Source organism: Hartmannibacter diazotrophicus (assembly GCF_900231165.1).
Taxonomy (GTDB): domain Bacteria; phylum Pseudomonadota; class Alphaproteobacteria; order Rhizobiales; family Pleomorphomonadaceae; genus Hartmannibacter; species Hartmannibacter diazotrophicus.
Window position 1 is genome coordinate 715,664 of record NZ_LT960614.1, and the last position, 14,764, is coordinate 730,427.

The following is a 14,764-nucleotide window of genomic DNA, read 5'->3' on the forward strand; positions in this document are numbered from 1 at the left end:
TGATATTACAACAAGTCAAATATCTAAAATTATCGATTATTATAGTGAAAAACGCTATGATGAAATTTGAGGTGACCCATGACCCTTACCGATGGATCATCGACCGGTGTTGAAAGCCTGGACCGCATCGACCGCAAGATTCTGGCGGCCCTTCAGACCGACGGCCGGATCACCAATCTGGATCTGGCCGACAAGGTCGGCCTCTCGCCCACCGCAACGGCCGAACGGGTCAAGCGCCTCACCCGCGACGGCTTCATTCTCGGATATGCGGCGCAACTCGATCCGGTCAAGCTCGGCCGTGGCCTTCTGGTCTTCGTGGAGATCAAGCTCGACCGCATGACGCCCGAGGTCTTTTCCACCTTTGCCGCCGCCGTCACCCGCGCGCCCGCGGTTCTCGAATGCCACATGATCGCCGGCGGATTCGACTATCTCGTCAAGGCCCGTGTCGGCAACATGGATGAATATCGCAGTTTTCTCTCCGATGTTTTGATGACACTGCCCGGCGTTCGCGAGACGCACACCTATCCGGTGATGGAAGAAGTCAAGAACACCGTCCATCTTCCTCTTTAATGACGGGCCGATCAACGATGTTTGAATTGACCGTCACGGTTTCGGGTTGCGACTGATGGAGCCGGAAAATCCGTCTATTGAGGACCGAGGGGAGGCTGGCCGATGACCATCACGCGGCGGGGCATGCTGATTGGAACTGCTGGTCTGGGAATGGCCGGGCTTGCCCCGGGCTGGGCCTTTGCCGCCGATCCCTCCAACTGGGAGGGGCTTCTTGCCGAGGCGAAGGGCAAGACCGTCTATTTCCATGCCTGGGGCGGTGGCGAACAGATCAACGCCTATATCGGCTGGGCCGCCGGCGAGATGCAGAAGCGCCACGGCTTCGAGGTTCGCCATGTGCAGGTCACCGACACGGCCAACGTTGTGCAGACGGTGCTTGCCGAAAAGACGGCCGGAAAGACGAGCGGCGGTTCGGTCGACCTTGTCTGGATCAACGGCGAGAATTTCGCCGCGATGAAGCGCGAGGGCCTGCTGCAGGCCAGGGGCTGGGCCACGAAGCTGCCAGATTACGCCTACGTCGATACGAAGGGCAAGCCGACGACGACCGTTGACTTCACCATCCCGACCGATGGTCTCGAAGCGCCCTGGGGCATGGCTCAGCTCGTCTTCTTCTATGATTCCGCCATGACCGCCCAGCCGCCGAAGAGCGCCTCGGCCTATCTGGAGTATGCCCAGGTGCATCCCGGCCGGCTTGCCTATCCCCAGCCGCCGGATTTCATGGGCTCGACCTTCCTGAAACAGATCCTGATCGAGACGATCGCCGATCCGGCCCTTCTGCAAAAACCGTTGCAGGAGGCGGACTTCGACACGGCCACCGCGCCTCTGTTTGCCTATCTCGACGAGTTGACGCCCAACCTCTGGCGCTCCGGCAAGGCCTACCCGCAGAATGTCACGGCGCTGATGCAGCTTCTGTCCGATGACGAGATCGACATCGCCTTCGCCTTCAATCCGTCGGCTGCCTCCAACGATGTGGAAACCGGAGCGCTGCCCGACACGGTACGTGGCTACGTCTTCGACGGCGGCACCATCGGCAACACCCATTTCGTGGCGATCCCCTTCAACGCCTCCGCTCCCGCAGGCGCCATGGTCTTCGCCGACTTCCTGATGTCGCCGGAGGCGCAGGCAAGGAAGGCCGATGCGGCGGTCTGGGGCGATCCGACCGTCCTCGATGTCGCGAACCTTCCCCCGGATCAGAAGAAATACTTCGCCAATGTGACGCGCGGTGTTGCGACCCCCTCGCCGGAAGAACTCGGCAGGGTGCTTCCCGAGCCGCACCCGAGCTGGATGGAGGCGATCGAGCGCGCCTGGACCGCACGCTATGGCGCCACCTGATCCGGCCACGGAGTCTGACATCCAGGGGGCGTGGTTGGGGCCAGGAGCGGCGCGCCGGCGCGCCGGTTGGCTCGCCGTCTTTCCTGTCGCCATCGTTGTGCTTCTGGTCGGTCCGGTGATTGCCGGGCTGCTCGGATCGGGGCTCCCGGCCTTCGGCATCCTGCCGGCACTCGGGCATGCGCAACTCTCGCTCGACCCATGGCGCGAGCTTCTGGCAACACCCGGCATCGGCACGTCGGTCCTGCTCTCGCTTGGGACGGGTCTTGCCTCGACCGCCATCGCCTTCCTGGCCGTCGTCCTCTTCATGGCGGCCTCTTCCGGAACGCGCCTGTTCCGGACCGCAGCGCTTCTGATTTCGCCGCTGCTGTCGTTGCCGCATGCGGCGGCGGCGGTCGGCTTTGCTTTCCTCGTCGCGCCCTCCGGCTGGCTGATGCGACTGGTCTCGCCCTGGGCGACAGGTTTCACGCGGCCGCCGGATCTTCTGATCGTCCATGACCCCATGGGGCTGACCCTGACCCTCGGCCTCGCCTTCAAGGAGATCCCGTTCCTGTGGCTGGTGGCCCTTGCCGCCCTGCCGCGGACGGATGCGGACCGTTCGCGCCGGCTTGCTGCAAGCCTCGGCTACGGCCCGGTCACCGGGTTCCTCGTCACCGTCATGCCCCGGCTCTATCCACAGATCCGCCTCGCGGTCTATGCCGTCATTGCCTTTGCGACATCCAACGTCGATGTCGCGATGATCCTGGGCCCGACCACGCCGCCGCCGCTCGGACCGCAACTGCTGCGTCTTGCCTCCGATCCGGGCCTTCTGACGCGCTTGCCGGCCTCGGCCGCCGCCCTGACCCAGCTTGCCGTCTCGCTGGGCGCGATCGCCCTGTGGCGCGGACTGGAAGTCCTTGCCGTCAGGGCCATCAGCTTTGTTGCCATCCGTGGCCGGCGACGCAACGGCGACGCTCTCGCCGCCGGGCTCGGACTGATCGCCATGGTCGCGGCGCTTGCCGCCATGATCGGCGGCGTTGCCGCGCTCGTCCTCTGGTCGCTCGCCGATCACTGGCGCTTTCCGGACGCCCTGCCGCACCGTCTGGCCCCCGGGCGGTGGCTGATGAGACTTCCGGATTTGGCCGAGCCGGCCCTCAACACGGTCCTCGTGGCAGGCGGTGCCGTGGCGCTCGCCGTGCTCCTCGTCGTCGGGACTCTGGAGGCGGAGACGCGGCGAGCAACGCTGGCACGGCGGGACGATGGCCGGCGCCGGGCCTATCTGTTCGTCTATTTGCCGCTGCTCGTGCCGCAGGTGACCTTTCTCTTCGGCTTGCAGGTCTTCTTCCTGGCAGGAGGCGTGACACCGGACCTCGTCGCGGTCATCGCGGTGCACCTCGTTTTTGTGCTGCCCTATGTGATGCTGTCGCTCTCTGACCCTTGGCGGGCGTTGGACCCGCGCTACGCTCAGGTGGCGACCTCGCTCGGCGCGTCGTCGGCGCGGGTCTTCTGGCAGGTCCGGCTGCCGATGCTCCTGCGGCCCGTCCTGGTCGCGGCCGCCGTCGGCTTTGCGGTCTCCATCGGTCTCTACCTGCCGACAATCCTCATCGGCGCCGGGCGGGTCGAGACCGTGACGACACAGGCCGTGGCGCTCAGCGCGGGGGGCGACCGCCGACTGCTGGCGATCGTCGCATTGTCGCAAACGCTGCTGCCCTTCCTCGGCTTCGCGCTCGCCGCCCTCGTGCCGGCGCTGGCGTTTGGCGGCCGGCTTCGCCAGAGAGCGCTCTGATGCAGGTCGTCGCGCCCCCATCTCCAAGCGACGCGGCAAGGGCCGGTGACGGTCTGGTGCTCCGCGATGTCCGCATCGCGCTCGGCAAGGCGGAGCTCTTTCGTATCGGCCTCACCGTTCATCCAGGCGAGATCGCCACGATCATGGGCCCGTCCGGACGGGGAAAATCGACGCTCCTCGCCCATATCGCCGGCTTCCTCGATCCGGCCTTTTCCGCTAGCGGAGAGGTGCGGCTTGGGGGCGAGGACCTCCTCGCCCTTGCGCCCGAGGAACGGCGGCTGGGGCTGATGTTCCAGGATTCGCTGCTCTTTCCTCACATGAGCGTTGCCGGGAACCTGCTCTTCGCCCTGCCTCAAAGAATCCGGGGGCGAAGGCGGCGGCGGGCTGCCGTCGACGAGGCGCTCGCCGATGTCGGACTTGAGGGGCTGGGCGAGCGCGATCCCGTCACGCTGTCGGGCGGCCAGGCCTCGCGCGTGGCTTTGCTGAGAACGCTTCTCGCCGAGCCGCGGGCACTGCTCCTCGACGAGCCGTTTTCGCGCCTTGATCGGGACCTGCGCGGCCAGGTTCGAACCTTCGTCTTCGAAAGGGCGCGCAGTTCAGGTCTGCCGACCCTGCTGGTGACCCATGATCACGAGGATGCCGAGGCGGCCGGCGGCCCGATTCTCGATCTGGGCGAGTGAAGGCGAAGAAGACGCGAGGACTTCGCGAAAGCGCAAAAAAACAGGCCGCAGAGCGGCCTGAGTCTGGGAGGACTAAAGACAAATACGCTTCACGAACACGCGTCAATCGGGAGGGGAGCAACGTTCGTAATGTCTAGATTATTGCAGTGCGCTATGAATCTGGCGACAAGAAAAATCAGGCAGAGATTGCGCATTTTTTAGGCAAAATAGATTCTTGTCGGTACTAAGGGATGATTTTATTCGGGATTTGCCGCTTTTCATGCCGCTATCATGGGCGTTCCGGCCCGCATTTGTATGCATCTTCACGGGTGCTTGTGTTAATTTTGCAACAAAATGATGGGCGGCAAAGCAGTCGCGGCGAAGAAAATGCACGAATAAAGTGTATCTTCTGTCATTTCTTGGCGTCGGGGCAGTGACCTTGCCGCCGGTGCTCCGAGGCTTCGGAGGGGGGGGGCCGGGTACCGGAAACGACGAATCGCGAGCGCGATCCTGGGTCCGGCCCGGGAAAACGGAGACGCAGACGATCCCGTTCATGCGCGTTCGCTCGAACACGCTCCGCTCTAGCCCCAGAGACGGTCGTGAACGTCGAGAAGGAAGTTGCCGGGCGAGCGGGCATAGCCGATGAGACCGGCGAGCGCCGGCCGGCTGTGGGTGATGATGCCGGTCGGCATGGTCGAGAGCATCGCCGAATGGGGCACCTTGTCCTCGAAGGCGGCACGAAAGCCGCCGGATTTCAGGATCGGCGCGATCCTCGGCGCGATGCCGCCGGCCAGATAGACGCCTCCATGTGCAAGAAACACGAGGGCGAGGTTGCCGGCCGTACGCCCGAGATGGACGGCGAAGAGTTCCATCGCCTCGCGGGCCGCCGGGTCGTTGGCCTCGGCCGCCGCGGTGACGCCCGCCGGATCGGGATGGGGCATCGGCAATCCGTCCGTGCGGCAGATCGCCTGGTAGAGACGCACGAGGCCCGAGCCGCAGACCAGCGTTTCCGCCGAAACCCGGCCTTCAAAGCTCCCGTCGAGCCGCTCGATTTGTGGCCAAATGGCAAAATCGCGATCGCTCACGGGCGCAAGATCGATATGCCCGCCTTCGCCGGCGACCGGCACCCAACTGCCGCCCGCCCGGACAAGTCCGCCGGCGCCAAGGCCCGTGCCGGGGCCGACGACGACCTTGTTGTCGAGTGCCGGCGCGGCGGCGGTGCCGATGGGATCGATGTCGTCGAGCGTGAGCGTCGGAAGGGCGAGGGCCAGCGCCTCGAAATCGTTGAAGAGCATCACCTGGGCAAGGCCGAAGCGCTCGATGAGCGCCATGGGCTCGACCACCCAGTGACTGTTGGTGAGCGGCGTGCGGTCCTTGCCGATCGGGGCTGCGACGGCGAACATCAAGGTTCTGGGCGGTGTTCCGGCTTGCGGCAGGATCGCGGTCGCGAGCGCATCGGCGACCGTCTCGTAGTCCTTCGTCTTGATATGTTCGAAGTAGTAGGGCTGGGCGCCGGGATGCTCCAGAACGGCGAAGCGGGCGTTGGTGCCGCCGATGTCGGCGAAGAGCACGGGGAAATGGAAGGCGTCGACGGTCCCAGGCATTCGATCTCCACACTCTCCCGAAGTCTTCTGCGCCTATCGCCCAACTCGCGGCGGGCGGTTGTCGCAAGCATGCGTCTCACAAGTCGCGACACTGCCGCAACGCGTTTCCACCCGGGCAGTTCCGTGATGAAAGATGCCGGGACGACGCAATCATTTAACGGCAATTGCTCGAATTGACAAAAGCAATCCCGCCAACGCCGGCGGCGCTGCGGAATCGGGGTGGATGCGGCTCTCCGTGTTGCCTTGTGGCAGGGCAGAAATTTTGTCCAACTGTCAAAAAAATAATCATGCAAAGGAATTGCTCTCCGGCGAAATTCGTATTTACTCATGCGTGGCTTGCCGGCCGTCGATCCGACCGGCTTCAAGCATGAGTCCGCAGAAACGACGGCGCCGATGCGCCGCGCAGGGGAAGTCACTGGAGGACCTGATGATCAAGAAACTCGTGAGCGCGGCCTTTGCGACCGTCATCCTGGCCGGAACGGCGCTCGCCGCCGACGTGAAACCGGCGGTGGTGTATGGCACCGGCGGCAAGTTCGACAAGTCCTTCAACGAGGCCGCCCACAACGGCGCCGAGAAGTTCAAGGCTGAGACCGGTATCGACTATCGCGATTTCGAACCGACCAACGACACCCAGGGCGAACAGGCGCTGCGCAACTTCGCCTCGCACGGCTTCAATCCGGTCGTCGGTGTGTCCTTTGCCTGGACCTCGGCGATCGAGAAGGTCGCCAAGGAATATCCCGATACCAAGTTCTACATCATCGATTCCGTCGTCGAACTGCCGAACGTGAAGTCGGTCGTCTTCAAGGAGGAGGAGGGCTCCTTCCTCGTCGGCCTCATCGCCGGCATGAAGTCCGAATCCAAGAAGGTCGGCTTCGTCGGCGGCATGGATATTCCCCTGATCCGCCGTTTCGAGTGCGGCTATTTCCAGGGCGCCAAGGCGGCTGACGAGAAGGTCGAGGTCTCCGGCTTCATGACCGGCACCACGGGTGCTGCCTGGAACGACCCTGTGCGCGGCGGCGAACTCGCCCAGGCTCAGTTCGACAAGGGCGCGGATGTCGTCTACGCGGCCGCTGGCGCGACGGGCCTTGGCGTGCTGCAGAAGGCCGCCGACGAGGGCAAGTATTCGATCGGCGTCGACAGCAACCAGAACTACCTGCATCCGGGTTCCGTGCTGACCTCGATGGTCAAGCGCGTGGATGTCGCCGTCTACAACGCCTTCAAGGACACCATGGACGACAAGTTCGAGGGCGGCGTTTCCTCGCTCGGTCTTGCCGAGGGCGGTGTCGACTGGGCGCTCGACGAGAACAACGAGAAGCTGATCACGCCGGACATCAAGGAAGCGGTCGAAAAGGCCAAGGCCCAGATCATCGACGGTTCGGTCATGGTGCACGACTACATGAAGGACAATGCCTGCCCTTACTGATCGAAACGTCTCCAAAGCGCCGCGCCCGGGACTGGTCCTGGGCGCGGCCCAGGTTGACAGTGTGAAGGGCGCTTCATGGTCCAGACGCCTCCGCCACCCGCCATCGAACTCGTCGCGATCGACAAGAGCTTCGGTCCGGTTCATGCCAACAGGAACATCAACCTGAAGGTTGAGCGGGGCTCCATCCACGGCATCATCGGCGAGAACGGGGCCGGCAAGTCAACGCTGATGTCGATCCTCTACGGCTTCTACAAGGCCGACAGTGGCGACATCCTCGTCGGCGGCAGGCAGGTTGCCATCAACGACAGCCAGGACGCGATCGCCGCCGGCATCGGCATGGTCCACCAGCACTTCATGCTGGTGGAGAATTTCACCGTCCTTGAAAACGTCATGCTCGGCGCCGAGGGCGGGGCCGTGCTCGCCAAGGGCACGGCGGCGGCGCGCAGGGGACTGAAGCGCCTCGAGGCCGACTACGCCCTCGAGGTCAATCCGGACGCCGTCATCGAGGAACTGCCCGTCGGCCTGCAGCAGCGGGTGGAGATTCTGAAGGCGCTCTTTCGCGGCGCCGACATCCTCATCCTCGACGAGCCGACCGGCGTTCTCACGCCCGCAGAGGCCGATCACCTGTTCCGCATCCTGAAAGTTCTGAAGGAACAGGGCAAGACGATCATCCTCATCACCCACAAGCTGCGCGAGATCATGGCGATCACCGACACGGTCTCGGTCATGCGGCGCGGCGAGATGGTGGCAACCCGCAAGACCGCCGAGACCACGGTGGAGGAACTCGCCGAACTGATGGTCGGTCGCCGCGTTCTCCTGCGTGTCGACAAGGGACCGGCGAAGCCCGGCGACGTGCTGCTCTCGGTCAAGAACCTCACCGTTCGCGACGGGCGCGGCGTGACGATGGTCGACAACGTCTCCTTCGACGTGCGCGCCGGCGAGATCGTCGGCATCGCGGGGGTGGCCGGCAACGGCCAGTCGGAATTGCTGGAAGCGATCGCCGGCATCCGCAAGGCATCCTCCGGCGAGGTGATCCTTCGCGGGGAACCGACGGGCGTTTGCTCGACGGCCGATCCCGCGGATCTGCGCGCCCGCAAGCTCGCCCACGTTCCCGAGGATCGCCATCACATGGGTCTCGTCCTGCCCTTCGAGGAGAACGAGAACGCGATCCTCGGCTACCACGGCGACGAAGCCCTGCTGCGCGGGCCGTTTCTCTCCATCGATGCGATGCGCAATGACGCGAACGACAAGATCGAGAAATACGATATCCGCCCACCGAACTGCCGCCTCAAGACGTCGAACTTTTCCGGCGGCAACCAGCAGAAGATCGTGCTTGCCCGCGAGATCGAGCGCGATCCGGATGTGCTGATCATCGGCCAGCCGACCCGCGGCGTCGACATCGGCGCCATCGAGTTCATCCACCGCCGCATCGTCGAGATGCGCGATGCGGGCAAGGCAATCCTGCTGGTCTCGGTGGAGCTTGACGAGATCCGTGCGCTCTCGGATCGCATTCTGGTGATGTTCGCCGGCCGTGTCGTCGGCGAGGAAGCGCCAGATGCCACGGAACAGGCGCTGGGTCTGATGATGGCCGGCATCGGGGCGCGCGAGGAGGAGCCGGCATGAGTGCATCGTCAAGGCAGCTTCCGCCCTTCGCCAACTATGTCCTGATGCCGCTGCTCAACCTGATCGTGGCTTTCCTAATTTCCGGGCTTGTCGTGCTCTTTATCGGCGAGAGCCCGTGGGAAGTGACGAAGACGATGATCGAGGGTGCGCTCGGGCGCGGCGAGGGCATCGGCTACACGCTCTTCTACGCCACCAACTTCATCTTCACCGGGCTCTCGGTCGCGGTCGCCTTTCACTGCGGTCTCTTCAATATCGGTTCGGAAGGCCAGGCCTATGTCGGCGGCCTCGGCGCAGCGCTCGTGGCGCTCACCTTCGACAGCATCCTGCCCTGGTATCTGACCATGCCGATCGCGATCCTGTCCGCAGGTCTCTTCGGCGCGGCCTGGGCCTTCATTCCTGCCTGGTTGCAGGCCAAACGCGGCAGCCACATCGTCATCACGACGATCATGTTCAACTTCATCGCCGCCGCGCTGATGGTCTATCTGCTCGTCAACGTGCTGCGGGTACCGGGGCGCATGTCGCCGGAAACCCGCACTTTCCTCGAAGGTGGCCAGCTTCCGAAGCTCGGCTGGCTGCTCGACCTCTTCGGCCTGCAGATCGGCGCGGCCCCCTTCAACGTCTCCTTCTTGATCGCGCTCGTCGCGGCGCTCTGCGTCTGGGCGCTGATCTGGCGCACGCGGCTCGGCTACGAGATCCGGGCGACCGGCATCAGCCCCACGGCCGCCATCTATGCCGGCATTCCCTATGTGCGGCTGGTCGTCATCTCGATGCTGATCTCCGGCGCGCTCGCCGGCATGATGGCCCTCAACGTCGTCATGGGCGACGCCCAGCGACTTCAGGTCGAGTTCGTCGGCGGCGCGGGCTTCGTCGGCATCGCCGTCTCGCTCATGGGCCGCTCGCATCCGGTCGGCATCATTCTCGCGGCGATCCTCTTCGGCGTCCTCTATCAGGGCGGCGCTGAGGTGGCCTTCTGGATTCCCACGATTTCACGCGACATGATCGTGGTGATCCAAGGTCTCGTCATCCTTTTCGCCGGCGCGCTGGAATATATGTTCCAGCCGCTCCTCCTGCGCCTCTTCACCCGGCCCTCACGGTCGGCGAAGCCGGCAACGGCCTGACGGGAGGCGCGACCCATGGACCTCTGGCAGTTCCTCTCCCTCGTCGCCGACTCGGTCCCCTCGGCCATCCGCCTGACGGTGCCGTTGCTCTTTGCCGCCCTTGCCGGCCTCTTCTCCGAGCGCTCGGGCATCTTCGATATCGGCCTTGAGGGCAAGATCCTGGCCTCGGCCTTTGCCGCCGCCTCGCTGGCCTATGTGACCGGATCGCCGTGGGCGGGGCTGATGGGCGGCATCGCCGTCTCGATCGCGCTCGCCCTCCTGCACGGCTTTGCCTCGATTACCAACCGCGGCAACCAGATCGTCTCCGGTGTTGCGATCAACTTCATCGCCTCGGGCCTCACCGCCACGCTGGCGATTGCCTGGTTCAAGAAGGGCCCGCAGACGCCGCAGCTTCCCGAATCCGCCCGCTTCGGCAACTGGACCTTCGCCGGTGTCGACCAACTCGACGCCATCCCCGGTCTCGGCTGGCTCTATCATTACGTTCTCTCCGGCCATAACGCGCTGACCTACATCGCCTTTCTCTGCGTGCCGCTGACCTGGTGGATCATCTATCGCACCCGCTTCGGCTTGCGGCTGCGGGCCGTCGGCGAGAACCCCGCTGCCGTGGACACAGCCGGTATCTCCGTCACCTGGCTGCGCTATCGCGCGCTCATCTGCGCCGGCATTCTGTGCGGATTTTCCGGCGCCTACCTCTCGATTGCCCAGTCGTCGAGCTTCGTGAAGGACATGTCGGCCGGCAAGGGCTATATCGCGCTCGCGGCCCTCATCTTCGCCAAATGGCGCCCGGTCCCGGTGATGTTCGCCTGCCTGCTCTTCGGCTTCCTCGACGCCATGTCCATCCGCCTGCAGGGAACGCCGCTGCCGCTGATCGGCACGGTGCCGGTGCAGTTCTTCCAGGCGCTCCCCTATGCGCTGACCGTCATTCTTCTCGCCGGCTTCATCGGCAAGGCCATTCCGCCGAAGGCCGGCGGCGTGCCCTACACCAAGGAGCGATAGGCTTGACGACCGTATCCAGTCCGGCCATCCGCGCTGTCCTCTTCGACAAGGACGGAACGCTCATCGACTTCCACAAGACCTGGGAGCCGCCGATCCGCCTCGCCGCCCTTCACGCGGCCAATGGCGACCAGGCATTGGCCGACCATCTGATGCGCAGCGGCGGCATGGACCCGGTCTCGGGCCACACGGGCGGCGACAGCCTGCTCGCCGCCGGCAACACCGCCGAGATTGCCGTCGAATGGATCGCCGCCGGCAGCCCGCATTCGCTGGAGGCGCTGGTGCCGGCATTGGATGCGATCTTCGTCGCCGCCGTCGACGGCGCGGTCGCCGTCACCGATCTTGCTGCCTTCTTCCGCCGCCTGAAGGCCAGGAATCTGAGGACCGGCATCGCCAGCAGCGACAGCGAAGCGGCCATCCGCGGTCTCATTGCCCGTTTCGGCATGGAAGCCGACATCGATTTCGTCGCCGGCTATGACAGCGGTCACGGCGTCAAGCCCGAGGCCGGCATGCTTCTCGCCTTTGCCGAGGCTGTCGGCGTGCGTCCGCAAGAGGTCGCCATGGTCGGCGACAACCTCCATGACATGCATATGGCCGCCGCCGCCGGGGCAGGGCTTCGCTTCGCCGTTCTCACCGGAACGGGGGCGCCGGAGACACTGGCTGCGGCCTCCGACTTTTGTCTGCCTAGCATTCTGGATGTCGAAACCCATCTATGTGGATGACGGCGCCAGCCGTCTTTGCACTGCGATCTCTTGGACATGACGCTTGGCTCCCGGAACTGCCGGGATGTTTCGTGCTCGAGACGCGGTGGAAAACTGTGTTTCCGCTCGCACGCTTTTCCCGGCATTGTCGACAGGGCATAAACAATGCTCGCGCTCGACCCCGTTTGCGCGTCGAACGATCTTCGACCGGAGCCAAGCCCATGGACAACTTTCAGGTGCTCTTCGAGGCCGCAAGCGCGGCAAGAGCCAAGGCCCACGCGCCCTATTCGAAGTTTCACGTCGGCGCGGCGCTGATCGACGACAAGGGCAACCTTCACGCCGGCTGCAACATCGAAAATGCGTCCTACCCGGAGGGCTGGTGCGCGGAAACCAGCGCGATCTCGCATATGGTGATGGGCGGCGGCCTGCGTATCCGCACTGCTCTCGTTGTTGCGCCGCGTATTGACGGGGGCCGCTTCTGCACGCCCTGTGGCGGTTGCCGGCAACGCCTCGCGGAATTTTCCGATGCCGACGTTCGCGTGTATGCCTGCGATCCGGACGGCGCCCATGCGGAATTCACGATGGCGCGGCTCCTGCCGGCAGGCTTTTCCCTAGTCGGTTACGACGCGTCGACCGAATGATCCGCGTTATCGCCGAACGATAGCGCTCCGTTTTTGAAGTCACGGCCGATGCCCGCTCCCCCGAAGCAGCGTCGGCTCTTTATTGGAGTTTTCAGCCATGTCTCAGCACTTTGGCACCGTTGCCGCCAACACGATCAACGAATTGCGCTCGGGCGACTATCGTGTCGGCCTTGTGCTCGGCTCCGGGCTGGGAGAGTTTGCGGCCTCCATCGAGGACGCCGTCAGAGTGCCGTTTGCGCGGCTTCCCGGCTTTCCGGTCTCGACCGTCTCCGGCCATGCCGGCGAGATGATCGTCGGGCGTTTGGCCGGCGTCGACGTCGCGGTGATGTCCGGCCGGCTGCACTACTACGAGCAGGGGGATGCGGCGGCGATGCGCGCGCCGATCGAAACCTTCGCCTCGCTCGGGTGCTCCTCTCTCATTCTCACCAACTCCGCCGGCAGCCTCGACCCCGAGATGAACCCCGGCGATTTGATGATGATCACCGATCACATCAATTTCTCCGGCACCAACCCGCTGATCGGCGAGCGGTCCGAGCGCCGCTTCGTCGGCATGACCAATGCCTATGACGCCGATCTTCAGGAGGAGTTCCGCAGGGCGGCCAGTGCCGAGCAGGTCAAGCTCCATGAAGGCGTCTACATGTGGTTCGCAGGACCCTCCTTCGAGACGCCGGCCGAGATCCGCGCCGCCCGCATTCTGGGTGCCAGCGCCGTCGGTATGTCCACCGTGCCGGAAGTGATCCTCGGGCGTTTCTTCGGTCTCAGGGTGGCGGCCGTTTCGACCATCACCAACCTTGCCGCCGGCATGACGGGCGACGAACTCTCCCACGCCGAGACCAAGGAACTGGCGCCGGTGGGGGCGGAAAAGCTGGCCCGCATCCTGCCGCGTATCGTCAAGGCCGTGGCCGTCGACAAGCCTTTGGCGGCCGCTTGATTCTTTTTCCCCGGCAAGAGACCCTGATCTGAAAGGCAAGCCCTTGAGTCGAAAAGGGGCAGTCGGGGAGGTGGGGTTTGCTGCCGCAGGAAATCATCCGCAGAAAGCGGGACGGGGAAACGCTGGGCGCGGCGGAAATCGCCTTTCTCGTGGGCGGTCTCATCCAGGGAACCGTCTCGCGCGAACAGATCGCCGCCTTTGCCATGGCGGTCTTCTTTCGCGGCATGAGCCGGGACGAGCGCGTCGCCCTCACCCTTGCAATGCGCGATTCCGGCACGGTGCTGGACTGGTCGGACCTGCCGGGGCCGGCGCTCGACAAGCATTCGAGCGGCGGCATCGGCGATACGGTCTCGCTCATGCTGGCGCCCGCCGTTGCCGCCTGCGGCGGCTTCGTGCCGATGATCTCCGGCCGTGGCCTCGGCCATACCGGCGGCACGCTCGACAAGCTCGATGCCATCCCCGGCTACGCCAGCCAGCCGGACAGCAAGACTTTCCGCAAGGTCGTCCGCGAGGTTGGCTGCGCCATCATCGGCCAGACCGAGGATCTGGCGCCCGCCGACAAGCGCATCTACGCGATCCGCGATGTCACCGGCACGGTGGAATCGATCGACCTCATCACCGCCTCGATCCTGTCGAAGAAACTCGCTGCCGGCCTCACCGGCCTCGTGCTCGACGTCAAATGCGGCTCCGGCGCCTTCATGGCGGGGATGGACGACGCCAGGGGGCTCGCCGAAAGTCTCGTCTCGGTCGCGGTCGGTGCTGGCCTGCCGACGACGGCCCTCATCACCGACATGAATGAGCCGCTTGGCAGCAGCGCCGGCAACGCCTTGGAGGTACGGCTTGCGATCGACTTCCTGACGCGGCCGGAAAGCCATCCCCGGCTTCGCGAGGTGACGGTGGAGCTTGGTGCCGAAATGCTGGTTCTCGGGCAACTCCAGCCCGATCTCGCCGCCGCCCGGGACGCGATCGGGGTGGCTTTCTCGTCCGGCCGTGCGGCGGAGATTTTCGCGCGGATGGTCGCCGGGCTCGGCGGTCCTTCCGATCTGATGGAAAGGCCGGACCTTCATCTGGCGTCCGCGCCGGTGACGAAACCTGCCTTTCCGGAAAGACCGGGCATTGTGCAGGCAATCGCGACGCGCGAGATCGGCGTTGCGGTTGTGGCGATGAAGGGCGGCCGGACGAACCCGGACGATGCGATCGATCCCTCCGTCGGCTTTTCCGAACTGGCGGGCCTTGGAGCCTCCGTTGGACCGGATCGCCCGCTGGGGCTTGTGCATGCCGCGACCGAGGCCGATGCGGAGCGGGCTGTTCTCGCGCTGAGGCAGGCCTATATGACGAAAGAGGATGCTTCGGTCGAAAGATCGGCGATCCTTGAGAAGATCGGTGGATAAACCGACCTTTGGTTGTTTC

General features: G+C 64.7%; 13 protein-coding genes. 12 read left to right on the forward strand and 1 reads right to left on the reverse strand.

The window, feature by feature from the left end; all coding sequences use genetic code 11:
* The first annotated feature begins 78 nt into the window (after positions 1-78).
* The 4 genes from HDIA_RS03255 (at position 79) to HDIA_RS03270 (ending at position 4,341) form a co-directional block, all read left to right on the forward strand.
* Entirely contained in the window at positions 79-570 is a 492-nt protein-coding gene (locus HDIA_RS03255) for an Lrp/AsnC ligand binding domain-containing protein (RefSeq protein ID WP_099554305.1), read from the forward strand.
* Between the two features lie 102 nt (positions 571-672).
* Positions 673-1,899, forward strand: coding sequence for an ABC transporter substrate-binding protein (locus HDIA_RS03260; RefSeq protein WP_099554307.1), 1,227 nt, complete (start codon positions 673-675; stop codon positions 1,897-1,899).
* Positions 1,900-1,933: 34 nt separating this feature from the next.
* Positions 1,934-3,661 carry an ABC transporter permease gene (locus tag HDIA_RS03265; RefSeq protein WP_245884142.1) on the forward strand — a complete coding sequence of 576 codons (1,728 nt, stop codon included), beginning with the start codon at positions 1,934-1,936 and terminating at the stop codon, positions 3,659-3,661.
* Entirely contained in the window at positions 3,661-4,341 is a 681-nt protein-coding gene (locus HDIA_RS03270) for an ATP-binding cassette domain-containing protein (RefSeq protein WP_099554311.1), read from the forward strand. The genes HDIA_RS03265 and HDIA_RS03270 overlap by 1 nt, the downstream gene beginning before the upstream one ends.
* 560 nt (positions 4,342-4,901) lie before the next feature.
* On the opposite strand, the gene HDIA_RS03275 is transcribed toward HDIA_RS03270, so the two are convergent.
* On the reverse strand, positions 4,902-5,924 hold the full coding sequence (locus tag HDIA_RS03275) for an ROK family protein (protein ID WP_099554313.1): 1,023 nt from the start codon (positions 5,922-5,924) through the stop codon (positions 4,902-4,904).
* Between the two features lie 427 nt (positions 5,925-6,351).
* On the opposite strand from HDIA_RS03275, the gene HDIA_RS03280 reads away from it, so the two are divergent.
* The 8 genes from HDIA_RS03280 to deoA all read left to right on the forward strand — a co-directional run bounded on the left by HDIA_RS03280 (position 6,352) and on the right by deoA (position 14,745).
* On the forward strand, positions 6,352-7,347 hold the full coding sequence (locus HDIA_RS03280) for a BMP family lipoprotein (RefSeq protein ID WP_099554315.1): 996 nt from the start codon (positions 6,352-6,354) through the stop codon (positions 7,345-7,347).
* A 75-nt stretch (positions 7,348-7,422) separates the two neighbouring features.
* Positions 7,423-8,970, forward strand: a complete 1,548-nt coding sequence (locus HDIA_RS03285) for an ABC transporter ATP-binding protein (protein WP_099554316.1) — start codon at positions 7,423-7,425, stop codon at positions 8,968-8,970.
* Positions 8,967-10,088 carry an ABC transporter permease gene (locus HDIA_RS03290; protein WP_099554318.1) on the forward strand — a complete coding sequence of 374 codons (1,122 nt, stop codon included), beginning with the start codon at positions 8,967-8,969 and terminating at the stop codon, positions 10,086-10,088. Before HDIA_RS03285 ends, HDIA_RS03290 begins: the two co-directional genes overlap by 4 nt.
* A 15-nt stretch (positions 10,089-10,103) precedes the next feature.
* The gene (locus HDIA_RS03295) at positions 10,104-11,084 is read left to right on the forward strand and encodes an ABC transporter permease (protein ID WP_099554320.1); all 981 of its coding nucleotides are present in this window, start codon (positions 10,104-10,106) and stop codon (positions 11,082-11,084) included.
* Between the two features lie 2 nt (positions 11,085-11,086).
* On the forward strand, positions 11,087-11,803 hold the full coding sequence (locus HDIA_RS03300) for an HAD family hydrolase (protein WP_099554322.1): 717 nt from the start codon (positions 11,087-11,089) through the stop codon (positions 11,801-11,803).
* Positions 11,804-12,003: 200 nt separating this feature from the next.
* Positions 12,004-12,423, forward strand: coding sequence for a cytidine deaminase (cdd, locus tag HDIA_RS03305; protein ID WP_099554324.1), 420 nt, complete (start codon positions 12,004-12,006; stop codon positions 12,421-12,423).
* Between the two features lie 97 nt (positions 12,424-12,520).
* Positions 12,521-13,354, forward strand: coding sequence for a purine-nucleoside phosphorylase (locus HDIA_RS03310; protein ID WP_099554325.1), 834 nt, complete (start codon positions 12,521-12,523; stop codon positions 13,352-13,354).
* A gap of 77 nt (positions 13,355-13,431) precedes the next feature.
* Complete coding sequence (deoA, locus tag HDIA_RS03315) at positions 13,432-14,745, forward strand: thymidine phosphorylase (protein ID WP_099554327.1); 1,314 nt, start codon at positions 13,432-13,434, stop codon at positions 14,743-14,745.
* The last annotated feature ends 19 nt before the right edge of the window (positions 14,746-14,764 follow it).